At 37.6% G+C, this 23,884-nt stretch carries 18 protein-coding genes and 1 other RNA gene; 3 read left to right on the top strand and 16 right to left on the bottom strand.

Annotated features, from left to right (window positions below; genetic code table 11):
* Positions 1-3 precede the first annotated feature (3 nt).
* From ACN9MR_RS12725 to ACN9MR_RS12710, 4 genes are all read right to left on the bottom strand, one after another.
* The gene (locus tag ACN9MR_RS12725) at positions 4-1,260 is read right to left on the bottom strand and encodes a site-specific integrase (protein WP_426330038.1); all 1,257 of its coding nucleotides are present in this window, start codon (positions 1,258-1,260) and stop codon (positions 4-6) included.
* 259 nt (positions 1,261-1,519) lie between these two features.
* Positions 1,520-1,885, bottom strand: a transfer-messenger RNA (tmRNA) gene (gene ssrA, locus ACN9MR_RS12720).
* A 127-nt stretch (positions 1,886-2,012) separates the two neighbouring features.
* A complete protein-coding gene (locus tag ACN9MR_RS12715) occupies positions 2,013-3,212 on the bottom strand; it encodes a pyridoxal phosphate-dependent aminotransferase (protein ID WP_426330037.1) in 1,200 nt (399 codons plus the stop codon).
* A gap of 62 nt (positions 3,213-3,274) precedes the next feature.
* A complete protein-coding gene (locus ACN9MR_RS12710) occupies positions 3,275-3,667 on the bottom strand; it encodes a DUF1573 domain-containing protein (protein WP_426330036.1) in 393 nt (130 codons plus the stop codon).
* A gap of 170 nt (positions 3,668-3,837) precedes the next feature.
* Between ACN9MR_RS12710 and ACN9MR_RS12705 the strand changes: the two genes are divergently transcribed.
* On the top strand, positions 3,838-6,258 hold the full coding sequence (locus tag ACN9MR_RS12705; protein WP_426330035.1) for an alpha-ketoacid dehydrogenase subunit alpha/beta: 2,421 nt from the start codon (positions 3,838-3,840) through the stop codon (positions 6,256-6,258).
* Between the two features lie 274 nt (positions 6,259-6,532).
* The gene (locus ACN9MR_RS12700) at positions 6,533-8,848 is read left to right on the top strand and encodes a tetratricopeptide repeat-containing sensor histidine kinase (protein ID WP_426330034.1); all 2,316 of its coding nucleotides are present in this window, start codon (positions 6,533-6,535) and stop codon (positions 8,846-8,848) included.
* A 1-nt stretch (position 8,849) separates the two neighbouring features.
* Here ACN9MR_RS12700 and ACN9MR_RS12695 read toward each other — a convergent pair whose 3' ends face one another.
* The 9 genes from ACN9MR_RS12695 to ACN9MR_RS12655 all read right to left on the bottom strand — a co-directional run bounded on the left by ACN9MR_RS12695 (position 8,850) and on the right by ACN9MR_RS12655 (position 17,994).
* Positions 8,850-9,605 carry a LytR/AlgR family response regulator transcription factor gene (locus ACN9MR_RS12695; RefSeq protein ID WP_426330033.1) on the bottom strand — a complete coding sequence of 252 codons (756 nt, stop codon included), beginning with the start codon at positions 9,603-9,605 and terminating at the stop codon, positions 8,850-8,852.
* 125 nt (positions 9,606-9,730) lie between these two features.
* Positions 9,731-10,339: a DUF1684 domain-containing protein gene (locus ACN9MR_RS12690; protein ID WP_426330032.1), complete on the bottom strand. Its 609-nt coding sequence runs from the start codon at positions 10,337-10,339 to the stop codon at positions 9,731-9,733.
* 9 nt (positions 10,340-10,348) lie between these two features.
* On the bottom strand, positions 10,349-11,446 hold the full coding sequence (gene aroC, locus ACN9MR_RS12685; protein WP_426330031.1) for a chorismate synthase: 1,098 nt from the start codon (positions 11,444-11,446) through the stop codon (positions 10,349-10,351).
* 156 nt (positions 11,447-11,602) lie between these two features.
* Complete coding sequence (aroA, locus tag ACN9MR_RS12680) at positions 11,603-12,871, bottom strand: 3-phosphoshikimate 1-carboxyvinyltransferase (protein ID WP_426330030.1); 1,269 nt, start codon at positions 12,869-12,871, stop codon at positions 11,603-11,605.
* A 233-nt stretch (positions 12,872-13,104) separates the two neighbouring features.
* Positions 13,105-14,244: a chorismate mutase gene (locus ACN9MR_RS12675; RefSeq protein ID WP_057934078.1), complete on the bottom strand. Its 1,140-nt coding sequence runs from the start codon at positions 14,242-14,244 to the stop codon at positions 13,105-13,107.
* Positions 14,245-14,355: 111 nt separating this feature from the next.
* Positions 14,356-15,189 (bottom strand): prephenate dehydratase, encoded by an 834-nt coding sequence (locus tag ACN9MR_RS12670; RefSeq protein WP_057934077.1) that lies wholly within the window; start codon positions 15,187-15,189, stop codon positions 14,356-14,358.
* A 576-nt stretch (positions 15,190-15,765) separates the two neighbouring features.
* Positions 15,766-16,728 (bottom strand): sterol desaturase family protein, encoded by a 963-nt coding sequence (locus ACN9MR_RS12665; RefSeq protein WP_426330029.1) that lies wholly within the window; start codon positions 16,726-16,728, stop codon positions 15,766-15,768.
* Position 16,729: 1 nt separating this feature from the next.
* Positions 16,730-17,788 carry a 3-dehydroquinate synthase gene (gene aroB, locus ACN9MR_RS12660; protein ID WP_426330028.1) on the bottom strand — a complete coding sequence of 353 codons (1,059 nt, stop codon included), beginning with the start codon at positions 17,786-17,788 and terminating at the stop codon, positions 16,730-16,732.
* On the bottom strand, positions 17,788-17,994 hold the full coding sequence (locus tag ACN9MR_RS12655; RefSeq protein ID WP_029275915.1) for an RNA-binding S4 domain-containing protein: 207 nt from the start codon (positions 17,992-17,994) through the stop codon (positions 17,788-17,790). The genes aroB and ACN9MR_RS12655 overlap by 1 nt, the downstream gene beginning before the upstream one ends.
* 93 nt (positions 17,995-18,087) lie before the next feature.
* Between ACN9MR_RS12655 and ACN9MR_RS12650 the strand changes: the two genes are divergently transcribed.
* Positions 18,088-19,272, top strand: a complete 1,185-nt coding sequence (locus tag ACN9MR_RS12650; RefSeq protein ID WP_426330027.1) for a proline dehydrogenase family protein — start codon at positions 18,088-18,090, stop codon at positions 19,270-19,272.
* Positions 19,273-19,725: 453 nt separating this feature from the next.
* Here ACN9MR_RS12650 and ACN9MR_RS12645 read toward each other — a convergent pair whose 3' ends face one another.
* The 3 genes from ACN9MR_RS12645 to ACN9MR_RS12635 all read right to left on the bottom strand — a co-directional run bounded on the left by ACN9MR_RS12645 (position 19,726) and on the right by ACN9MR_RS12635 (position 23,797).
* Positions 19,726-20,046 carry a DUF962 domain-containing protein gene (locus ACN9MR_RS12645; protein WP_029279495.1) on the bottom strand — a complete coding sequence of 107 codons (321 nt, stop codon included), beginning with the start codon at positions 20,044-20,046 and terminating at the stop codon, positions 19,726-19,728.
* An 8-nt stretch (positions 20,047-20,054) separates the two neighbouring features.
* Positions 20,055-20,690: an HAD family hydrolase gene (locus ACN9MR_RS12640; protein WP_426330026.1), complete on the bottom strand. Its 636-nt coding sequence runs from the start codon at positions 20,688-20,690 to the stop codon at positions 20,055-20,057.
* Positions 20,691-21,085: 395 nt separating this feature from the next.
* Entirely contained in the window at positions 21,086-23,797 is a 2,712-nt protein-coding gene (locus tag ACN9MR_RS12635; RefSeq protein WP_426330025.1) for a PQQ-dependent sugar dehydrogenase, read from the bottom strand.
* Between the last annotated feature and the right edge of the window lie 87 nt (positions 23,798-23,884).

The raw sequence follows: 23,884 nt of genomic DNA, 5'->3' as shown, positions 1-23,884 counted from the left end.
GTCTTATTTGGTAATCGTATAACTATAGACCGTATTTTTGGAAGCAGGTTTTTCCATGGCAAGTTTCTCACTTAAGACAGCCATATCTTTGCCTACTTTTATATCCAGCGTTTTTGCATAGTGCTGTGTTGTTCTGATATCCTTATGCCCAAGCATTTTACTAACCGTCTCTATGGGTACCCCATTTTGAAGGGTGATTGTTGTTGCGAACGTATGCCTGGCAATATGATATGATAAAGTGAAATTAATCCCACATAAATCAGCGATTTCTTTTAGATATGCATTCATTTTCTGGTTAGAACTTACCGGGAAAGCTTTATCTAGCTCAGCGCATTGTGGGTGGTTTTCATATTTAGATAATAATATTACTGCTTTTGGAAGCAGAGGAACACGTGTAGGGGTACCCGTTTTCTGCCTATTTATAATAAGCCACTTTTCATTCTCGTTCCTAATAATGATTTCTGATCTTTTTAGCTGATATATGTCAATGTAGGCAAGCCCGGTATAACAACTGAAGAGAAATATATCTTTAACACGGTCCAGCCTTTCATTTCCAAATTCCAAAGTTTCTAACTTATTTATCTGGTCTTGTGAAAGGCATGGTCTTTCAACTACTTTCACCTTTGCTTTAAAATTAGCGAACGGATCTCTGTTGATCCACCCTTTTGCCAGGCAGAGCTTAATGATTTTTTTAAGGTTTTTGATGTATTTAACCGCTGAATTATTATTGCATTTTCTTGTCGTTCTTAAAAAGAAATCATAGTCGGTTAAGAACTCATGGTTGATTTTTCGGATATCGATATCTTTGGATCTATGTTTTTCCTTTAGATATTGTCTAATATGTCTCAACGCAGTCTGATAACGTAATAATGTCATTGGTGCGAATTCAATGCCTACCAATTGTTGCATTTCATTGTTATGGGCCTCAAATACATCGGTAAGCATTCTAACTTGTGTTCCTTTTCCCAAGAAGTTATCTGCAAGACTTTTAGCAGTTACATCTTCCCTAGCCATTAGGAGATTCCTATGCGATTCATGCAGCCTGGATTCTAGCTGTTTAAGATAGAGGTTAATAGCTTTTGCCATTGCGGAATTTCCAATGACCTTTCCATTTGACCAGTCGTTGTCTGCACATTGTTTTCCTGTAGCAAGATCAACACGTTTTTTTTCGATTGTAATCCTCATGTAGATAGAAGAGTTACCATCGTGATCTGTTTTTCCTTTCTTTAGAAAGAAAAGTAAACTGAAATTTCTTTTCATAAAAGTAATCTTAAAAGTGAAATAAAGTTAAGATTGCAATCAAAAAAAGTCAAGATGTTTACTTGGTAAACTAGCTGTATTACAGTTAGTTATAGTCAAAAGCGGTGAGTCCGAAACTTTCGTAGTCTGACTCACCGCTTGACTCACCTCGCATATGCGTTTTTTGGTCAAAAAAGCCACTAAATGCCAAAAAACAAAAGCCTGCAAATCATTGATTTTCAGGCTTTTAGTGTTTTTTGGTGAATTTTGTTACTGATTCCAGTGGAGCCGAAGGGAGTCGAACCCTTGTCCAGTTGTGAGATAAATCATACCTTCTACATGCTTATTTTTCAATTGATTTTAGGGAAATAAACGGGCTGAAAACCGACCTTATTTAAATCCTTAGATACTTTATCTCACTTTAAGTCGTATCTCCTTAAAGCCAGCTTTGTTGTTTCGATGCCCCAGATTCTAACCCAACAATGCAGCAGTTAGAGGGACAAAAGCTAATTAGTTCTAAACTAAGCAGCTAAGGCGTAAGTATTTTCGCCAACTAAAATGTGAACGTTCACTTTAAGTGCTCTCCGTACAACGCACTGCATGCTAACATAACCTTCGCCACCCTGTCAAATCCAAGAACGGCCCCTTTTTCAGTTTACAGTTTTGAATAATCAGTTGTAAACCGGATACAAATATACAAATAAATGCCAAATAATAGCTTTAAACTGTTATTTGGCATCTAAAATTGAAAACTGCAAATTGCGAACTGTAAACTACACCGTTCTTCCAGGATATTGTTGTAAGGCTACTTCCAAACAGTCCATAGCTGCATTTAAATCGGTGGTATTTAATACATATGCCATACGTACTTCGTTTTTACCAGAACCTGGGGTAGAGTAAAAGCCCGTTGCAGGTGCCATCATTACCGTTTGGTTATTATGCGTAAAATCTTCTAAAATCCACTGGCAGAACTTATCAGCATCATCAATCGGGAATTTTGCTACCACGTAAAATGCACCGCCCGGATTAGGACAGAAAACGCCTTCAATATTATTTAACCGATTAACCAAAGTATCACGGCGTAAAGTATATTCGGTATTTACTTTTTCAAAATAACTGTCCGGTGTATCCACAGCCGCTGCACCGGCAATCTGTTCAACCATGCCCGGGCTTAATCTTGCTTGTGCAAATTTTAATCCTGATGCAATAACTTCTTTATTTTTAGTAATTAAACAGCCTAAACGTGCACCACAAGCGCTGTAACGTTTAGAAACCGTATCCATAATCACCACATTTTCATCCAAACCATCTAAATGCATTGGAGAAATAAATTCTCTTCCATCATAACAGAATTCGCGATAAGCTTCGTCAGAGAATAAAAATAGATCGTATTTAACACAAAGTGTTTTTAAAGCCTCTAATTCTGCCCTTGAATATAAATAACCAGTTGGGTTATTGGGGTTACAAATGATGATTGCCTTCGTTTTTTCTGTAATCAGTTTTTCGAATTCGGCAATCGGAGGCAAAGCAAAACCATTTTCGATGTAAGAAAGGATGGGTTTTACCACCACATTGCTCATGCAGGCAAAGCCATTATAATTGGCATAAAAAGGTTCTGGAATGATAATTTCATCGCCCTCGTTTACGCAGGTCTGCATGGCAATGGTAATGGCTTCAGAACCACCAACCGTTACCAATATATTTTCGGGTGTAATATTATAACCCAGTTTATTGTAGTATTCGGTAAGTTTTAGGCGGTATGCAAGTGTACCTTCTGATGGCGTATAGGCCCAAACATTAAAATCAATGTTTTTGACGGCGTTTAACATTCCTTCAGGTGTTTCGATATCTGGTTGACCAATATTTAAATGGAAAACTTTTTTACCATCTTTTTTAGCTTGATCTGCAAATGGAGTTAACTTTCTGATTGGCGATGCAGGCATCTGCACACCTTTTTGTGAAATTTTTGGCATGGCACAAAAATAAAAAAGTCCCGATGAAAATCGGGACTTTTTAAATATTATCGTTTAAATAATTATTTCGAAGCTGCGGCAACCGTTTCACCTTTAATGTAAAGCACTTTAATTGGTGTTTTAGCATTTGAAGTAATGGTTACGGCTTTCGAAAAAGTTGATGGACCAGCAGCAGCGTTAAACGTTACCGAAATTACACCAGTTTCACCTTTTTTCAATGGGGTAGAAGTGTATTTAGGTACTGTACATCCACAACTTGCTTCAGCTTTGGTAATAATTAATGGCTCTTCACCAATGTTGGTGTATTTGAAATCGTAAGTTACTGGTTTGTTTAAAACAATTTTACCGAAATCGTGAGTTTCCGATTCAAATTTAAACTCTGCAGGTTTAGTTTGTGCATTTGCAGCAATACCTAAACCTAAAACAAAAGCGAATAATACTAAGATCTTTTTCATGTTATGTGGTTGTAATTTATTTTTTAAATTCTAAAACAAATTTAATGTTTTCATATTAAAACAAAAACTATTCCAAATATATTTTACAAATCCATATATAATTTTACAATGGAGGATAAAGGCAAACTTTTAATTTTGTATATATTTGCCGCAACCAATCTTTGATTACTATGCCGAATGAAAAATTGATGACCAACACTATTGATGCTTCCGAACTCAGTTTTAATGATTTTAAATCTATCGTTATAAACGACTATAAAATAGCCTTTGAAAGTAGGCAGGCCAGTGTTTTAGGCCGTAGAGAAGTATTAACAGGGAAGGCTAAATTTGGCATTTTTGGCGATGGGAAAGAAGTGCCCCAGGTGGCTATGGCAAAGGCTTTTAAAAACGGCGATTGGCGCTCGGGATATTACCGCGATCAAACTTTTGCCTTTGCAACAGGGATTTCTACCATTAAAGAATTTTTTGCACAACTTTATGCCAATCCAACCGATGGAGCTGATCCGTTTTCAGGTGGACGGCAAATGAACTGTCATTTTGCAACAAAATCAGTTAACGAAGATGGAAGCTGGAACGATTTAACGCAGATTAAAAACTGTTCGTCAGATATTTCTCCTACCGGTGGCCAAATGGCCCGTTTGGTTGGCTTAGCCTATGCTTCTAAATTATTTAGGCAAAATAAGGAACTGGATTACTTAAAGCACTTTTCGGTTAACGGAAATGAGGTTGCTTTTGGTACCATTGGTAATGCCTCAACTTCTGAAGGCGTGTTTTTTGAAGCCATTAATGCTGCAGGTGTTTTACAGATACCCATGGCCATCTCCATTTGGGATGATGCTTATGGCATTTCAGTTCCGGCAAAATATCAAACTACAAAAGAAGATATTTCTGAAGTTTTAAAAGGTTTTCAGCGTGAGCCTGATCAGCCAGGATATGAAATTTACAAAGTAAAGGGCTGGGATTATCCAGCTTTATGCGAAGTGTATGAAAAAGCAATAAATGTTTGTAGAAACGAACATGTACCTGTTTTAATTCACGTTACCGAACTTACTCAACCCCAGGGGCACTCTACCTCTGGCTCGCACGAAAGGTATAAATCAAAAGATCGTTTAGCTTGGGAAAATGAGCACGATTGTATCCTGAAAATGCGTGCCTGGATGCTCGATTCAGCGGTTGCAACCGAAGAGGAAATTGCAGAGATTGAAAAAGAGGCTAAAATTTTTGTTCGTAACGCACAAAAAGAAGCATGGAATGAGTTTTTGGATAGCATTAAACCCGAACAAAAACAAGTGGTCGATTTAATTAGCGGTGTAGCTAAACATCAACCAGAACTCGCCAGAATTGCTGCAAATCTGGCTTCAACAGCTGATGCACAACGACGGGAAGTTTTTACTGCTATACGAAAAGCCATCCGTTTATCCGCTAATTTTAATTCTCCGGAACGTGATGAACTGTTAACCTGGTATAAAACGCAGGCTAAGTTTAATCATGACCGTTATAATTCTAAACTGCATACTGATGGCAAAGAAAGCCCTGATATGATAGCAGTAGTTAACGCGGCATATGATGAACAATCAAAAATGGTCGACGGTAGGGAAGTGCTTAATGCCTGCTTTAACGAAAACTTTGCCCGCGATCCACGTTTAGTAGCTTTTGGGGAAGATTTAGGAAATATTGGCGATGTAAATCAAGGCTTTGCAGGTTTACAGGCCAAATATGGCGAGTTGAGGATTACCGATACTGGAATTAGAGAAATGACCATTATGGGGCAGGGCATTGGTTTGGCCATGAGGGGCTTGAAACCGATTGCCGAAATACAGTATCTGGATTATTTAATTTTTGCACTAAATGTACTCAGCGACGATTTAGCATCGCTATCATACAGAACCAAAGGGATACAAAAAGCACCTGTTATTGTGCGTACCCGTGGCCATCGACTGGAAGGAATCTGGCATTCAGGTTCACCGATCAGCATGATTTTAGGCGCTTTAAGGGGGATGCATTTATGCGTACCAAGAAATATGACTCAAGCTGCCGGCATGTACAATACCCTTTTTAGGGCTGATGAACCTGCCGTAGTAATTGAGTGTTTAAATGGTTACCGACTTAAAGAAAAATTACCTAGTAATGTTGGCGATTTTACGGTTCCATTAGGTAAAGCAGAGGTTTTAGAAGAAGGAACTGATATTACAGTAGTATCTTACGGTTCTTCGTTAAGAATTGTTCAGGAAGCCGCAGAAGAATTGAGCTTATTAGGCATTTCAGTAGAAATTATAGATCCACAAACATTATTACCTTTCGATACCACCCTGGTTTGTGTAAAGTCCCTTGCCAAAACCAATAAATTATTGGTTGTAGATGAAGATGTTCCTGGGGGCGCATCTGCATATATCCTGCAAAAGGTAATCGAAGAGCAAAAAGGTTATTTCCATTTAGATGGTCAGCCGAAAACATTATCGGCTAAAGCACATCGTCCACCATTTGGATCTGACGGCGATTATTTCAGTAAACCGTCGGTTGACGATGTCATTGAAACCATTTACCAGATGATGCACGATGCAAATCCAGCTAAATATCCCGCATTTTTTTAATAAGCAATAGCTGAGGCATAAGATTTAACCGCCTGAATAATTTAAAAGGTTTACAATCATTTTCTTATTTTATTTATGCTTAAATGATTGGGATTCTTGATGAAAAGGTAAAGAACTGGTTACCTATTGATCAGTTTTTTAATTACTTTTATAAACCAAACCTATTTTGTTATTTCAGTATGTTTTATCTCATCCCGGATATGAAATGCTGTCATTTTCAAGATTTTTTATGCTCATTATCCAGTAGAAACAAATCATTGGTTTGATCTGAAAAATGAAGCGCTATCTTGTAAATGCTCAGTTCGTTAGTAAAGCATGTTTTTCTAAAAAAGGCATGCTGTTTCTCTTTTTCTCATTTTTATACATGGCTAGTTTTAGCCAGGTGGGTGCGCCGCAGAAAAAACTGGATAGCCTTTTAAGTTTAAATCAAAAGAATTTAAAAACAGATTCTACCAAAATCAAAATATTGACGGAAGTTTATCGCCAATATATGAGGATGAAAAATGTAGATAAAGCGGAAGAATATGTAGATAAAACCATTCAGCTTTCACATGAGAAAAATCTAAAAAAATTCTCTGCAATGGCTTATTACCGTAGAGGTTTAATGTATCACGGTAGGTCTAATTATCAAAAGGCAGAAGAGAATTATCACAATGCAGTTGCCGAATTTTCTTCAATAGGTAATCTGGATATGGTTGCCGGAACTTACCTCAATTTAGGTGCTTTATATGGCAGCATTCCAGATTATGTAAAATCATTAGAAGTTAACCAAAAGGCCATAGCTATCTACGAAAAAATGGGCAACGAAACCGATATGGCCAGTTGTTATACCAATATTTCTACTATTTACCAAAGTTTGGGTAATCAGAGTCAGGCCCTGGTTTATATGAACATGGCGCTAAAAGTATTTGCTAAGGAGGGCGAAAATACAAGAGGCGTGGCTGTTGTTTATGGCTTGATTGGTACCAATTATTTCGAGGCTTCAGATCGTGAATTACAGGAGATGAATGTATTGCCTAACCAGAAAATTAAACTGGCCTTAGCGTATTATAATAAATCATTGCGGGTATCAGAAGCCATTGGAGATATAGGTTTAATAGCCACTATTAAACGAAATCTTGCAGACTTATACAGCTCAATAGGACAAAAGGACGCAGCGTTAAAATCGTATCAAAAATCAGTTGAATTAAATAAGTCGGGAGAAGATAAAGAAGCCTATGCCTCAAGTTTATATGCATTGGGAAACTTTTACCAAAAAGAGAATGATTTTGAAAATGCCATCCTATTGCTCAGTAATAGCTTAAAAATTGCTGAAGAAAACAGCTTATTAGATATAGAAAAACAATCTAGTTTGGGGTTGAGTACGGTATATGAAAAACAAAAAGACTATAACAAATCATTAGCCTATTACAGGCAATATATTGCCGTTAGAGATAAAATTTTCGACCAGGAAAAAGAAAAGGAAATTACCCGAAGGCAGATGCAGCTCGATTTTGGTATTAAAGAACGCGACTATTTATTGAAGCAAAAACTTACAGAAGGCGAGTTAAAAAGACAACAACAAGAACTTGCGCTAAAAAGACAACAGTTAGTGCTGAGTGATAAAGAAAAAGCATTAGATCTCCTAACTTTTCAAAAGGCAAAAGCTGATCTCGATATTCAGCGTTTGGCTCAGGACAGTAAATTTGCCAATGCTAAATTTGAAGCAAAATTAGCTGCCGGGATAAAGGATAAGCAGATTAGTAAACAGGTACAACAGATTAAACTTGATGAACGTGTAAAATTATTCCTCACCATCGCCACCACATTGATTCTGATTATTGCCGTTGTTATATTTTTTAATCAGCGGAAAACAACGAGGCTGAATATAATTATCAATAACCAAAAACGGGAGTTGGAACAGTTAAGTAAGGTTAAAGACCGTATTTTTAGTGTGGTAAGCCACGATATGCGTACCCCTGTAAATTCATTAATTTCCTTTATGCAACTTTTAGAAGGGGGAAATATCGAACAAGAGAAGTTGAACAGATATGCTGCGGCACTAAAAAACAACCTTACCTATACCTCCTCAATGATGGAGAATCTTCTTAATTGGGCAGCCAGCCAGATGCAGGGTTTTAACCCATATTTAGAATCGTTGGATGTTCATGAGTTGATTAATGAAGTTATTCTTTCTTTGCGGGATAACGCTAACGAAAAAAGCTTAGCTATCCAGAATTTAGTGCCGGCCAAAACATTTTGCAAAGCAGATTCGAATATGCTCATGCTGGTTATCCGAAATATCATCAGTAATGCCATTAAATTTACGCCTAATGGTGGTACAATCACAACTAGTGCCGCTCATAACGGAAATGTGCTGGAGATTAAAATTTCAGATACAGGGATCGGTTTAACACCTGTACAGGTCGAACATTTTAATAAGCCAGGTTATCTAGGCGCGGGGGTGAGTACATTAGGCACCAATAAAGAAAAAGGTACAGGTTTAGGTTTATTGCTCTGCAGAACCTTTATTAGCTTGATGGATGGTAAAATTAGCGCCGATATTAATCCTGCCGGCGGAAGTTATTTTAAAATAATCCTGAAAAAATAGCTTATTTTAAAAACCTCGACAGAATTTTCTTGTCAATTGATTTTTCCAATAATTCCTGCCTGTTAGAAGCGCTTATCGGAACCAGAAAGTTATGATCTAAATGAACCTCATGGTTGGTTAAGGTTACAATGTGGTTTATATTAATGATGTACTGTTTGTGTACCCTTGAGAAAATTTTCGAAGGAAGTTGTTTTTCTAGATTTTTTAGGCTTACTAAAATAACATGTTTATCAATACTGGTAAACAGCTTCGAAAAATCGCCCATACTTTCAATATAAATTACATCATTATATTTCAGCTTGGTTATGCCTTTGGTCTCTCTAAAAAAGAAATAATCGTCGTCTTTTTTATCGTCGGTGTTTAGATTTTCGACAGGAAGTTTATTTACTAGTTTCCTTAATTCAATATACTCGATCGCTTTGTTGGTGGCTTTTAATATGCGTTCGAACGTTGCAGGCTTAACAATAAAATCCAATGCATCCAGGTTAAAGCTCTCAGCAGCGTACTCACTAAATGAAGTGATAAAGATAAATAGCGGTTGTTTTTTCAGGCTTTTTAATAAATCCATACCAGAAAGCTCTGGCATATCAATATCAGAATAAACAATATCCACTGAAGTGGTTGATAAAATTTGTGAAGCTTCTATACCGTTACTACAGACAGCGATAATATTTAATGATGGGATTTTTTTTAGATGCATTTCTATGGCATCTCTTTCAATTTCATTATCATCAACAATTAAACAGCTGTACGTCATTTAGGAATGGGTTATGTAATTTAGTTAGAGAACACGTTTTTTAACTTAATGTTTGTAATTTACGTTAAAATGTGGATTGTAATACAATCCAGGTATCATTTTGTAGATAAACGTAATATTAACTTTTATTTCTGGTGTTTCTTTTCACCAGTGTATAATTTCTCGCCGGCTTTTACGGCTAATTGCAGGTCGTTTTCTTCTGGAGGGACTGGGCAGCGGTATCCGTCACTATAGGCACAATAAGGATTGTAGGCTTTATTAAAATCGATTTCGATATGATTATCTACGATTTCTTTTGCATCCAGATCAATATACCTGCCGCCGCCATAAGTTTCCTTATTGTTGGTTTCATCAGTAAAGGGCAAAAAAAGGTGATCTTTATAAACGGGGTTGGTTGATAAAGAAACACTTTTATATAAAGTCATTTGAATTTTTTTGCCGTTGAGAATAAAGTTAACGTGTGCATATTTATAGTAATCGCTGCTAGAGCCATTAAAAGTAGGCATTTTGAAAACTTTTTCATTCTTCAGTATTTCTACATCGGCTAAAATTCTGTAAACACTGTCTGCCTCATAAAAATGAAGGTTTTGCAGGTCATTTTTTTTGAGTGGTGAACGCTCATCTTTAATGAAATCCTGTTTATAGGTTTCACGATGTTTTGCGATCTGATCAGCATAACTTTGTGCAAAGCTATTCATGCTGATCAATAGAAATAAGGCGGTAATGATTCTCATTAACGAAAATTAAATAATACTTGCTTTGTTTCTTAAAAACTGATCGGCTAAAACCAATGCTGCCATAGCCTCAACAATTACTACTGCTCTGGGTACCACACAAGGATCATGACGGCCCTTGCCTTTAATCTCCGAAGCTTCACCAGCAGCATTGATGGTTTGCTGGTTATGCATAATGGTTGCAACAGGCTTAAAAGCTACTTTGAAAGTAATATCCATCCCGTTAGAAATGCCACCCAAAATACCACCGGCATAATTGGTTGTGGTTTTAAAAACTTTCGAATCGGCAGCTTTTGGCTGTGGAATATCGTTGTGTTGCGATCCTCTTAATTCACTTCCGGCAAAACCAGAACCATATTCGAAACCATGAACAGCATTAATACTGAGCATAGCTTTACCTAAATCGGCATGTAATTTATCAAAAACAGGCTCACCTAAGCCCGCGGGACAGCCTTTTACTACACAACCTATTTTTCCCCCAACGGTATCGCCATCTTTACGAACGGCATCGATAAACTCAACCATTTCGTGTGCAGTTGCAGGATCAGCGCAACGCACAATATTTTCTTCCCTAATCTGCAATAAAGCAGATAGATCATTGCTTTCTAAATTAGGAGCTTCTATTGTACCTACCGAAGTTACATGTGCGAAAATTTCGATACCCTGTTGCTTCAAAAACAGCTTTGCAATTGCACCAGCCGCTACACGGGCAGCAGTTTCGCGGGCAGAGGAGCGGCCTCCGCCGCGGTGATCGCGGATACCATATTTTGCATCATAAACATAATCGGCATGGCTAGGGCGGTAAACATCAACATTGTGACCGTAATCTTTTGAACGTTGATCCTCGTTCGGAATTAAAAGTGCAATTGGCGTACCCGTACTTTTTCCTTCAAATACACCCGATAAAATCTGAACAATATCGCTTTCTTTTCTTTGAGTGGTGATTTTGGATTGACCCGGTTTACGCTTGTCAAGTTCTGATTGGATAAAATCCATATCGATATCCAATTGCGCCGGACAGCCGTCAATAATTACCCCAATGGCTACGCCATGAGATTCGCCAAAGGTGGTGATGCGAAATAGTTGTCCGAATGAGTTGCCTGCCATATTTGTTTAGATGTGAGAAGCTAGATATGAGATTTGAGTAGTATTCTGTTTATCATATCTGAACTTCATTGTTTTTAGATGTTAGATTATTATTGTTGTTTTATTTCTTGAGTCTCACTGCTAGTGCCTCAAATCTCATATCTCAAATCTCGTGTCTCATATCTCTCTCACCTCAAATCCCGCTTTTTTCAAATCTTCCCAATAATACGGATAAGATTTTTCTACTACCTGCATTTCTTCAATTTCAACTTCATTTATCAATAAAGCAAGTGGTGCAAAAGCCATCGCCATACGGTGGTCCTCGTAGGTGGCGAAAGTAACTTTATCCGGAAAATGAAGGTTATCTGTGTTTAAAGTATATACCAGATTATCTTCTGTAAAAGTAACGCCTATTTTAGCCAATTCGTTCTGAAGGGCTGCAATGCGATCTGTTTCTTTGATTTTTAAAGTCTCTAAACCTGTAAAAGCCATGTTTTTGCCCAATGCTGCTGCAATAACTACAATGGTTTGCGCTAAATCCGGACAGGTTTTTAAGTCTAAAACTTCTTTTGTATCTAAAGAAAGACCTAGGTTGCTAATGGCAATTCCATTATTGGTTTTACTGGTAGCGATACCGAAAATCTTCATGATATTTTTGATCTGGCTATCGCCCTGCAAACTTTTTTCTTTTAAAGCAGGTAAACTAATTTCTGCTTCATCAGCTAATGCTGCAATACTATACCAATACGATGCTGCGCTCCAGTCGGGCTCAACAACCAAAGTACCAGGTTTAAATACCTGTGGTTTGATGGAGATTGAGTTTCCGCTCCAGGAATGCGCAATGCCAACTTCAGCCAACATATCTAAAGTCATATCTACATATGGTTTAGAGGTAAGCTCACCTTCAATTTCCAAAGTTAAACCCTGAGGTAGGATAGGGGCAATCATCAGCAGAGCTGAAATATATTGACTACTGATATCACCTTTAATTTTAACTTCAGCAGTTTTTTGATTTAAAGGGCCAACAATATTCAATGGAGGGAAACCTTCAGCTTCTGCATAAGAAATATCAGCGCCGATGGTTTTTAAAGCCTCTGCCAAGATACCAATGGGGCGCTGTTTCATCCGTTCGGTTCCGGTAAGTAAGAAATTACCGTTTTTAGCCGAAAGATAAGCCGATAAGAAACGCATAGCGGTCCCTGCCGGGCCAACGTCAACTGTTTTTGATTCCTGGATTTCTACTTCTAATTCTTCTTCAAGATTATTAAGGATGCCATTTAAGGTTACCGTATCGGCAGCATTGGAAAGGTTTTCAACTTTAACCAGTTTTTTGCTTAAAGCGCTAATAATTAAAGCCCTGTTGCATTCGCTTTTCGAGCCTGTTAATTGGATTTCCGTATTAATATTCTTGGTTCCTTTAAAAGAAACTAAGGCATTTTTCGACATTTTATTCTGTTTTTATTCTTAAATGTAGGTGGCAGATGGAAACACCTGACACCTACATTATATTTGTTTTTTAATGTCATATTGAGTTATCGAAATTGTTATAAGTCCTTCGACAGGCTCAGGATGACACCACTGCTAGACGGTCAGCTTTTGGCTTAGTCTTTCAGTTTTCAAGTTTGGTTAAGCATTTGGATTTTACCCTAAGCCCTCAACCTCTAAACCCTCCACCTTTATTATGCTTTAACCTCAGTATGTTGCTCAGCAGCAATGCCTTGTTCAGCTTTGCCAGCATTCATAATTTCGGTTTGCTTACGGATTGATTCACCGTGCATCAATTCTAGGAATTTCTCCGTAAAGTTTAAGTCTAATTTTAAAGCCTTTGCAAAAGCATGACCTTTTTTAATGATGGCATCCCAACGGTTAACCTGTAAAATAGTTACCTGGTTATCGCGTTTAAACTCACCAATTTTCTCTACAATAGCCATACGCTCACCTAATTTCTGTAATAAGATATCATCAATTTTATCGATTGATTTACGTAGGTCGGCTAATTTATCAGCGAAAGCTTCATTTGGTGCTTCTGGTTCACGAACAGTTAAACGGTCAACCAATTCAGCTAAAGCAGCTGGTGTAACTTGTTGTTTAGCATCTGTCCAGGCAACTGAAGGATCTACGTGAGATTCGATCATTAAACCTTGCATATCTAAATCTAATGCTTTTTGAGAAATGTAAGGGATTAACTCACGGTTACCGCAAATATGACTTGGATCGTTGATGATCGGTAATTCAGGGCAAAGTGTTTTTAATTGGATAGCAAGTTCCCACATTGGTTCGTTACGGAAAGAACTTTTCTCGAATGATGAGAAACCGCGGTGAATTGCACCGATTTTAGTAATTCCTGCGCCATTGATACGCTCAATTGCACCGATCCATAACTGTAAATCTGGGTTAACTGGATTTTTGATCAATACCGGAACATCGTGGCCTTTTAACGCATCAGCAATTTCCTGAACGGTGAAAGGATTTACAGTAGAGCGTGCACCAATCCAAAGGATATCTACACCAGCTGCTAAAGCCTCTTCAACGTGTTTTGCATTTGCAACCTCTACAGCCGTTGGTAAACCAGTTTCTGCTTTAGCACGTTTTAACCACTCTAAACCAATACTTCCGATACCTTCAAATTCTCCTGGACGGGTACGTGGTTTCCAGATACCAGCTCTCAATACCGATACTTTACCGGTTGCAGCCAATAAGTGCGCTGTAGTTAATAATTGCTCTTCAGTTTCTGCGCTACAAGGACCAGAAATGATTAATGGTTCGTTGTTTACGTTTAACCAGGTGTTTAATGGTTGGATGTTTAAATTAAGTTTCATGATGATGGGGTTGTTAAAGTCCTTATTCCGCAGTCGGAAGTCCGGAGTTATATTTTAATTATTTTATTTACAAGTTTGAATGCTACTATTTATCTTCGGACTCCCGACTTTTTATACTTTATCGTTCTTCTGGTACTCTCCAAGGATATTAAAGTTCGATGTATATTTTAATGCCTTTCTAATGGCCTTATCATATTTTTCTGTAATTGGCCATTCTAAGTCGACGTAAAAATAATACTCATTTCTTTTACCTAAAACCGGCATAGATTGTATTTTTGTTAAGCTTACATCCTGTTCGGCGAAAATATTTAACACAGTTGCCAATGAGCCTGCTTTGTGCCCAACCTGAAAACAGATTGATGCTTTGTTTATTTTCTTTCCTTCGTCTGTTTTGTCTTTTTTAAGGATCAGAAAACGGGTATAGTTTTTCTTGTTCGATTCTACACGGCGTTCTAAAATGTTTAAGCCATAAAGTTCAGCAGCTAAACTGTTTGCAATGGCCATGGTATCTGTTAATTGCTCTTCCTGGATACGTTTTGCACAAGCGGCAGTATCGTTGCTCTCCACAATTTTAATGTGTGGATAATCGTAAAAGAAATCGATACACTGGCGGATGGCGATAGGATGTGAAGTAACCACTTTAATATCTTCAAACTTTACACCTGGTAGCGCCATTAAGTGTAATTGGATGGGTAAGTAAACCTCGCCTACAACCGAGAAACCAAAATCTCTGATCAGCGTGTAGTTTGGTAATAAACTACCTGCAATAGAGTTTTCGATGGCCATTACTACGAAATCGGCATCGTTTTTCTCTAGTTTGTCGCAGGTTTCTTTGAAAGAATTACACTCAACAGTTTCAATGTCTTTACCAAAGAATTTGTATGCGGCTTCTTCGTGGAAAGATGCTTTAATACCCTGAATTGCTACTCGTTTTGTCGTTTCCATTTTTGCGTTAAAACAAAAAAGTCCCGGCTGTTTGCCGGGACTTTCTTATACATTTTAATATTGTTATATATCTTTTTGCATATTAGCCCCGGCTCTCACTAAAATAGTAAAAGTAACCAAAGTAATATGTGTTAAAATTTTTCATCTTTTTTTGTTGAGCCAAATGTAGTAACAAAATTTAATTTGTCAATAAGAAATTGAAAATATTTTTAATAAAATTTAATTTTGTTAAAAATGAACTAGTTTTCTGATAGGTCTTTTTGTTCCTTGAAATGGCTTAAAAACGGATTTTTATATGGTTAGGGTTAGAAATTTTGACTAGAGATGACCAGTCGCGTGGGGTCGTACAAATTGAGTACTGTCAATAGAAGCGTAACGAAGTACATGCAGACGATGAAACACCTGTTTGCCACAGTCATCGATTCTGCTCTGCGTTTGGAATGACAGATTTTTCGAATACTAAAACATCATCTGTGTTTATCTTTGCGCATCTGTGGCTAAAAAACAATAGATAAGATATATCAAAAAAAAGGCCTGTGGAGACACAGACCTTTAGATTAAACAAATTAATATTTTTTATCCTGTAGAACTTAACTCCCCCCGATCGTTAAGTCCTTTTACTTTGTCCTGTTGCTGTGCTTCGTATCTTTTCTGTTCCTCCTCACGTAATTCCTGTTGCATAATTTTAGCAATTTTAGTGCTTCCGTCATGGCTCCATCCCGGCGGATTAAAAATGTATTTCACCTTATCTATAAAAGTTGGTGCTTTTTTAACATCAGCACTCAATGCAATAAACTCATGAAAAATAATGTTAATCGCACCAGTATCTTCAGGCTGGGTGGTTAAGCCATATTTAACTACATCTTCCGGCAACTCCTCCTGAAAAGTACCGAACCATCTGTCCCAAAGAATTAAAACCATACCCATGTTTTTGTCTAAGTAACGTACATTGCTGGCATGGTGAACGCGATGGTGTGATGGCGTTACGAAAATATACCCGTACCATTTTGGGAGTTTAATGTTGTACTGTGTGTGCACCAGGTTTCCGTAAATTTGGGTTACCAGGTAAGCAAAAAGGATATCAACAGCGGTGAAACCCATAAATGCTAAGGGCAAATAGAAGAAAACACGGTACAGTGGTTCGAAAACGGTTGAACGGAACCCGGTGGTTAAGTTAAAATGTTCAGATGAGTGATGCGTAACGTGCATCGCCCAGAAAAAGCGTACGTAGTGGCCAACTGTATGTAAAAACCAATACAGGAAATCTTGCGCTAAAATTAAAACAAACCAATAAAGCCAAATATTAGGTATTTGGAACAAACGGAATTGATAACAATATTGTAGTAGAAAAAAAGTGCCTGTTTTTGTTGCTAAATTAATCACAATAGCAGCCGTCATCAGGTAAATATTGGTCCAGGTATCGCGTTTGGTATATAACTTTCTGTCGTGCGCATAGCTAAAATACATTTCAACCAGGGTCAAAACAATTACGAAACCAAACAGGCCAACAACAGAAATATCACTTCCGGTAAAATTCATTTTATAAACTATTGTAATAATCTAAACTGCTCAAAATATCGGCGGTACTTACACGGCAGTTAAACGTGCATTTGCCAGTTGTTTCTAAAAGTGAGAAAAGGATGTTCCCATCTTCATTCTTTTTATCACTTTGCATCAGTTCTAAAAGCGTATCGAAACTCTCTTTTTTAATATGATGTTTAGGATATAAAGACAAAATATATTCACTAATATCTTTCAGCTCACCTTGGGTTAACGTACTGTTTTTGATCGATAATGCCGCTTCACAAACAAATCCGATGGCAATTGCTTCACCATGTGTTAACGGATTTTCGTCATTTGCCAAAGAATAACCCTCTACAGCATGCCCAATGGTATGCCCGAAGTTTAAAATCTTACGCAGATTTTTTTCATGCGGATCGATCGTTACCACCTCGTTTTTAATTTCTACTGATCGGTAAATATCTTCAGCAGAAGGACTTAAGTAATTACTTTCCTTTAATTTTTCGTAATATGGCTTATCATAAATCAAGCCATGTTTAATCATTTCGGCAAAGCCTGATAGAAGCTCGCGTTGTGGTAACGTTTTTAAGAATGCAGTTTCGATAAAAACCATTTGTGGTAAGGTAAATGTACCTACCATGTTTTTTACATTGTCGATATCGATCCCTGTTTTGCCGCCTACCGAAGCATCAACCTGCGATAAAAGCGTAGTAGGTACATTGATAAAATCGATTCCTCTTTTGTAGGTAGAGGCAATAAATCCGCCCATATCGGTAATTACACCGCCACCTAAATTGATCATTAAACTTTTGCGGTCTGCTTCAAAATCCAAAAGCGTCTTCCAGATTCCGATACAAAAATCGATATTTTTGTTTTCTTCACCTGCCGAAGTTTCAATCAGGTCAAATTCAGAAAAATCATCTAAAAGCGATTGAAAAAGCGGTAAACAGATTTCGCTGGTATGTTCATCTGCAAGTACAAAAACCTTGCTGTATTTATTGCTTTCCAAAAGTGTTTTTAGCGCTGCTAAATTACTTTCGAAATATAGAGTGTGACCTGCACTGGTTAGTGGTTCCATTAAATAACTTCTATTTTGTTTTCTCCAAAAGTAATAATATCGCCAACCCTAACCTTATAACGTTTACGAAATTCGACCTCACCGTTAGTTTTTACTAAACCATCTTCTACTACGGTTTGGGCATCACCGCCACTCCCAACTAATCCGCTTGCTTTTAACAGTTGGATTAATGGAATAAATTCGCCTTCTAATTTGAATTGTATCATTTTGTGCAAAAATACGATTATTTGGAGTTTTTTAGTTTTAACAACCAATGCTTTTTATAATTTTGCACCAATCTGACTTATTAATAGATAAAAATGGATTTATCCCCCAACAAGCAACCAAATTTCGACAATACGGAAATTGCTTTCCGTCAAAAATCTAACAACGAACTAAAAAAAGCATATTGGCTTTTTAAAATGATTGGCAGTAATTTCCTTACCAAAGTTGGTCCTGCCATCACCAATTTCTTTTTAAATATTGGTTTGCCAATCCAGGGAGCAATAAAAGCCACTATATTTCAGCAGTTTTGTGGTGGCGAAACCATTGCAGAGTGCGATAAAGCCATTGCACAATTGGATAAAGGCGGAGTGGGTACCATTTTAGATTATTCGGTTGAAGGCGAAGAAGAGGAACAGGTTTTTGATGAGACCTGTGCAGAGATTATCCGTACGATTGTTCGCGCTGATGGTGATAGCAAAATTCCGATTACAGTTTTCAAAATTACCGGAATTGGTCGTTTTGCCTTATTACAGAAGCTGGATGCCAAAGAAACCTTAAATGATGCAGAAAAGGCAGAATACGAAAAAGTAAAACTGCGTTGCGAAATGATCTGTAAAACTGCTTTCGACAAAGGTGTGCCGATTATGATCGATGCAGAAGAAACCTGGATCCAGGATACCATTGATGAACTGGCTTTGGATATGATGCGTAAATTTAACCGCGAGCGTATTATTGTTTACAATACCTACCAAATGTACCGCCATGATAAACTGGCCGATATGAAAGCCGACCATTTAATTGCCAAAGCTGATGGTTTTATTTTGGGAGTAAAAATGGTTCGTGGCGCCTATATGGAAAAAGAACGTAAACGTGCTGCAGAAATGGGTTATCCTTCGCCGATTCAGCCAAGTAAGGAAGCATCCGACCATGATTATAACGAATCGTTACGTTATTGTGTAGATCATATAGAAGAAATTGCCATAGTTGCGGGAACGCACAATGAAGATAGCAGCCGTTTATTGACTTACCTTTTAGAGGAAAAGAATATTACGCACAATCATCCTCATGTATATTTTGCCCAGTTGTTAGGGATGAGCGATAACTTAAGCTTTAACCTTGCCGATGCGAATTATAATGTAGCGAAATATGTTCCTTACGGACCTATTAAAGCGGTAATGCCTTATCTGTTCAGAAGAGCACAAGAAAATACATCAGTGGCGGGGCAAACAGGCCGCGAGCTCGGTTTGATTGAAAGAGAATTAAAAAGAAGGAAACTGTAATTCAGTTTTCGGCTAATCTTAGAATCGTCATTTCGAGCGGACCCGATAGCTATCGGGTGCAACGCAGTCGGGAACCCGAAGATTCTGCGAAGCAAAATCTAATCAGATAGCTCTCTCTCCCGAAAGTTCGGGACTGCGCTTCAGTCGAGATGACGATTTTTCTTCTCGTATCGTCATGCTGATCTGTAACGAAGTGGAAAGCTACGAAGTAAACCGAGCTTTAAGCGAGTTTACTGAAGGTAATTTATTCCAGCGTCTTTCTTATAATTGGCATTTTTTTTTGGAAATAAGCGTGCAGTAGTCCTTCTGGACACTCAGCCTCGTTTTGCGCTATATCTTTTGGCTGCCCTTCTACTTCGCTCAGGGTGAGGGTGACAGCCAAAAAGGATGCCGCTTTATCCGATAGCTATCAGATCGAGCTTAGGTTGAGCGGCTGTTTTTAATCGCGCAGAATTATTTCTTCACTACAAAAGATTGTTTTCCGGTTAAGAGGTCGTAAAACAAAATAAAATCGCTTACCAAGCTATAACCCGGATATTGAAAAGTAGCGGGTTTGTTTTTTTCGAAGAAAAAGTGACCAACCCAAGCAAAGCCGTATCCAAGTACAGGAATAGCCAAAAAGAAATGCCAGTTGTGAAAAAGAAAACCTGTAAAAAAAGCGAGGCAAACCAATCCGGTACCTATAAAATGTAAAATACGCGATGTGGTATTGGTATGTTCCGACAAATAAAAAGGGTAGAACTCTTTTAGCGACTTAAACTTTTTTTCTGACATATACTAATTTACAAAATTCCGTTCGCTTTTAAAAAGGCACCCAATTGCGCTGGTTTTTCGGTCATTAATAATGCATTTAATCCTACTTTTTTAGCACCTTCAATATGTTGCGGACTATCGTCAATAAATAAGGTTTCGGTAGGATCGAGGTTATTTTCTTTTAATACCTGCTCAAAAATATTAGTATTCGGCTTACGCAGTTTCATGTGCTGAGAGAAATAAGCTTTCTCAAAATAAGCGTCGTAATTATTAATCTGGAAGGTTGTTTTGAGGTAATTGATAATCCAGTCGTAATGGATTTCGTTATTGTTGCTCAGTAAAAATGTACGGTATTTTTCTTTTACCTGAAGCAGTAAATCGTGGTTTTCCTGTATGGTACCAATTAATAAACTGTTCCATGCATCATCAATTTGCTGGTCGGTTAATTCGGGTTTATTAGCTGCTTTTCTAATTCCTGCCCTAAATTCGGCAGGAGAAATTGCCCCGGTTTCAAAATCATCAAATAGTTGGTTGTGTGCTTTATGGGCAAAGAAGTTTTCAATATCGGTAATACCCAGTTTTTGAAAAGATGCCTGAGCGATTCTGAAATCGATATCGAATATTACGTTTCCGTAATCGAAAATAATGTTTTTAATGTTTTGCATGGAAATCCTTTAGCATTTGCTGCAAAGATATTATTGCTGATTTAATGGAAGGCATTAAACGTTTTTTTTTACAATAAAAAACCCGAAACCTATAGTAGATAAGTTTCGGGCATAATATTTTACGGTATCGTCATTTCCAACCTGATAGCTATCGGTTGATTAGGGATCTTAATGCATTAGTGGTGTTTTCTATTTGCATTAAGATTCCAGCCCAATGTCATTAAATTAAGGAGAAAACAAAAAACATTGTTATCCTGAGCCCGTCGAAGGACAAATGTTTTTTTGTTTTCGCTGCTAAAAGGTCTTCGACAAACTCAGACTGACAACAACTAGGCTTAACTCCATGATATTGCATTTCCGTCTTCGCGGGAATGACGACACTAAAATCATGTAAATTATTTAGGTTCTACCGTGATTGATTGGATAATTGGTCTGTTCTTTTTATCACCTCTTTTTAGTTCTTTGAACACAAAATAAATAGAATGGAATTTTCCATCTGAAAGCATATTGATCGGAATACTATTCCTAAAAGTAGATTTGCCAATCATAACGCCTTTGCTATCATCTAACCTGATCTCGATTTCGCCATCTGATCCAGGATCAAGATTTAAAAATGAAAAACCAAATCCTGAAATACCAGTTAAATCAATATTTTTAATTGCTATCCAACCATTTTCTTTGGACAGGATAAGTTTTTCACCACCATAGATATCTTTTCGCTCAAAACCGCCAAAATCTTTTATATCATCCGCATCAATTACATTACTTTTCAGATTGATCACTTTTGTTGTGGTTAATGGTTTTTTAAATGCTGTACCTCCTGCATCTGTATAAGTTGCCTTTAAAGTTAAAACTGATTTCTTCTTATCAGTAGCAGCTGGTGGGATGATTTTTCCTGTTGTCGGAAGTGATGCTTTAACCGCTTCTTTATCGCCTAAAGTCATAATCCACTCCGTAATTTTTTTCACTTCAGCCTCTTTCATCGCAGTATGCGCAGGCATAGGTACTTCTCCCCAAACCCCCTGACTGCCGCCAATTACTTTCGAAGCCAGATAATCAACCGCTTTGCTATCATTTTTATATTTTGCTGCAATTTTATTAAATGCAGGACCAATGGAAACAGCAGCCTCTTTGTGACAAGTGCTACAATCAGATTTTAACATTAGCGTTTTACCCACAAGGGTTTGTGCTGCTTGTTGGTGGCCCAATTCTGCTCCAGCTAAATCTGTTCCTTCTGTATACGTATTTGAAATGTATATGCGATTATTATTCACTTTAGCACCTTTATCGCTTACTAAAACTTTATAATCAACCGGTTTATTCGGAAAATAAAAGCTTTTGTTTCCAGCTAGGTCAATAGCTACAGTTGGATGCTCGTTCCCTGCAAAAACCGGCACAACCTGGCTTTTTACAGAGGCTTTACTTTTATCCATTACAGTAACACTTACCGGGTATTCGCCTGCTTTAGTAAAGGTATATTGTAAACTTGGCGTAGTTGTAGTTTTAGTAATTCCTTTTCCCAGATTCCAAATGTAAGTCAGCGCATCTCCGTCCGGATCTTTAGCAGTAACAGTTGCGGTTAATTTGTAAGGAAGTAATCCACTTGTTTTTGCAATATTTAAACTTTCAACTAACGGAGGTCGGTTGCCTTTTAAATAATCAATCCTTGTAATTGCTGCGTCAGGGTTTTTGGTAAACCAACCTTTACCATACTCCAGGATGTACAATTTCCCATCAGGCCCTAATTCCATATCAATAGGTGCAGCTAAAGAAACGTTAGATATAAAGGGCTCCATACTCAGGTAATCACCCTGTGCATTCATGGTTACGGCTTTAACCCATCCACGTACCCATTCGTAAATAATCAGTTTTCCGTTATAGTAAGCCGGGTAGGGTGAGTTTGCAGTTGCATAATAAACTGGTCCAGCCATTGCGGTACGCCCGCCTGAGCCTACCTGTGGAAATTCTTTCGATTCGCCATACGGATACCAGATATAAGCTGGTTGCGCGGGTGGAAGTTGCTCTAAACCTGTATTGTTTGGCGAATTGTTAATTGGCTTTTCAGGATCAAAAGCATTGCCATTCGCTCCATTGGTATAATCGTAAGCTTTATATGGGTAGTTATTGCCTATAAATAACGGCCAGCCAAAGTTACCGGCTTTTCTTGCCTGGTTTACTTCATCATATCCCCTTGGCCCTCTTAAAGCGTCATCATTGGAAGCATCAGGACCAACTTCTCCCCAATATAAAAAATTAGTTTTTTGATCTACAGAAATCCGATAAGGATTTCTATCACCCATTACATAAATTTCTGGTTTAGATTTTGGATCATTTTTCGGAAAAAGGTTGCCGTCCGGGATGCTGTAAGTGCCATCTTCATTTACTTTGATCCTTAAAATTTTACCTCTCAAATCGTTGGTGTTTCCGGCCGATCTTCTGGCATCATATTGTTCAAAACCCTTTCTGTTATCGAGCGGCGCATACCCTTTATTTACATATTGCTGTTTTGGAGCATCAAAAGGCGTAGAGTTATCTCCAGTAGATACATAAAGTAAATTGTCTGACCCAAAAGCAATAGATCCTCCGGTATGACAGCAGATTTCGCGCTGAGAATAGAATTCTAAAATGATCTTTTCTGATTCTTTTACAATCTGATCGTTTATTAACTTAAACCTGGATAATCGATTAACAGATTTATCAAACGGACTATAGAAAAGATAGATGTATTTATTAACTGCAAATTTAGGGTCGGCAGCCATTCCCAATAACCCTTCTTCTGCATTAACATTAGGCGTGTTGGTTTTAAAATAAACATCAAGCTTACCAGCTTCTTTAATTTTTTTTGTCTGGTTTTTATAAATCAATACTTCACCTCTGCGCTGTGCTACCAAAATATCCAGATTAGGGAGGATGGTCATTTCTGTAGGCTCTGTAAATTCTCCTTGGGCAAGCGTCACTTTTACAAAACGGTCTTGATCTGGTGTGTCTATTTTATATTTGGGGAAAAATTCGAAAGCCCTGCTTTCGTAAATGTTTTTGTTTAGTGTTGTTGCCGATATTAATACAAATGCAATGGCAGATAACAGTAGTGTAAAGGTTGTTTTCATTTATTTGATTAAGGTATTTTGAATAAATATAGGATATAGTTTTATAGCCTGAAGTATTGTATCAAAATTTATGCGAATAATGTCAAA

It is taken from the genome of Pedobacter sp. R-06, from assembly GCF_049913135.1.
Lineage (GTDB): Bacteria > Bacteroidota > Bacteroidia > Sphingobacteriales > Sphingobacteriaceae > Pedobacter.
This window is presented reverse-complemented; position numbering and strand designations above follow the sequence as displayed.

Excerpts from the sequence above, each read along its gene's own strand:
- ACN9MR_RS12725 (WP_426330038.1), bottom strand. The coding sequence starts at position 1,260 with ATGAAAAGAAATTTCAGTTTACTTTTCTTTCTAAAGAAAGGAAAAACA.
- ACN9MR_RS12715 (WP_426330037.1), bottom strand. The coding sequence starts at position 3,212 with ATGCCAAAAATTTCACAAAAAGGTGTGCAGATGCCTGCATCGCCAATC.
- ACN9MR_RS12710 (WP_426330036.1), bottom strand. The coding sequence starts at position 3,667 with ATGAAAAAGATCTTAGTATTATTCGCTTTTGTTTTAGGTTTAGGTATT.
- ACN9MR_RS12705 (WP_426330035.1), top strand. The coding sequence starts at position 3,838 with ATGCCGAATGAAAAATTGATGACCAACACTATTGATGCTTCCGAACTC.
- ACN9MR_RS12700 (WP_426330034.1), top strand. The coding sequence starts at position 6,533 with ATGAAGCGCTATCTTGTAAATGCTCAGTTCGTTAGTAAAGCATGTTTT.
- ACN9MR_RS12695 (WP_426330033.1), bottom strand. The coding sequence starts at position 9,605 with ATGACGTACAGCTGTTTAATTGTTGATGATAATGAAATTGAAAGAGAT.
- ACN9MR_RS12690 (WP_426330032.1), bottom strand. The coding sequence starts at position 10,339 with ATGAGAATCATTACCGCCTTATTTCTATTGATCAGCATGAATAGCTTT.
- aroC (WP_426330031.1), bottom strand. The coding sequence starts at position 11,446 with ATGGCAGGCAACTCATTCGGACAACTATTTCGCATCACCACCTTTGGC.
- aroA (WP_426330030.1), bottom strand. The coding sequence starts at position 12,871 with ATGTCGAAAAATGCCTTAGTTTCTTTTAAAGGAACCAAGAATATTAAT.
- ACN9MR_RS12675 (WP_057934078.1), bottom strand. The coding sequence starts at position 14,244 with ATGAAACTTAATTTAAACATCCAACCATTAAACACCTGGTTAAACGTA.
- ACN9MR_RS12670 (WP_057934077.1), bottom strand. The coding sequence starts at position 15,189 with ATGGAAACGACAAAACGAGTAGCAATTCAGGGTATTAAAGCATCTTTC.
- ACN9MR_RS12665 (WP_426330029.1), bottom strand. The coding sequence starts at position 16,728 with ATGAATTTTACCGGAAGTGATATTTCTGTTGTTGGCCTGTTTGGTTTC.
- aroB (WP_426330028.1), bottom strand. The coding sequence starts at position 17,788 with ATGGAACCACTAACCAGTGCAGGTCACACTCTATATTTCGAAAGTAAT.
- ACN9MR_RS12655 (WP_029275915.1), bottom strand. The coding sequence starts at position 17,994 with ATGATACAATTCAAATTAGAAGGCGAATTTATTCCATTAATCCAACTG.
- ACN9MR_RS12650 (WP_426330027.1), top strand. The coding sequence starts at position 18,088 with ATGGATTTATCCCCCAACAAGCAACCAAATTTCGACAATACGGAAATT.
- ACN9MR_RS12645 (WP_029279495.1), bottom strand. The coding sequence starts at position 20,046 with ATGTCAGAAAAAAAGTTTAAGTCGCTAAAAGAGTTCTACCCTTTTTAT.
- ACN9MR_RS12640 (WP_426330026.1), bottom strand. The coding sequence starts at position 20,690 with ATGCAAAACATTAAAAACATTATTTTCGATTACGGAAACGTAATATTC.
- ACN9MR_RS12635 (WP_426330025.1), bottom strand. The coding sequence starts at position 23,797 with ATGAAAACAACCTTTACACTACTGTTATCTGCCATTGCATTTGTATTA.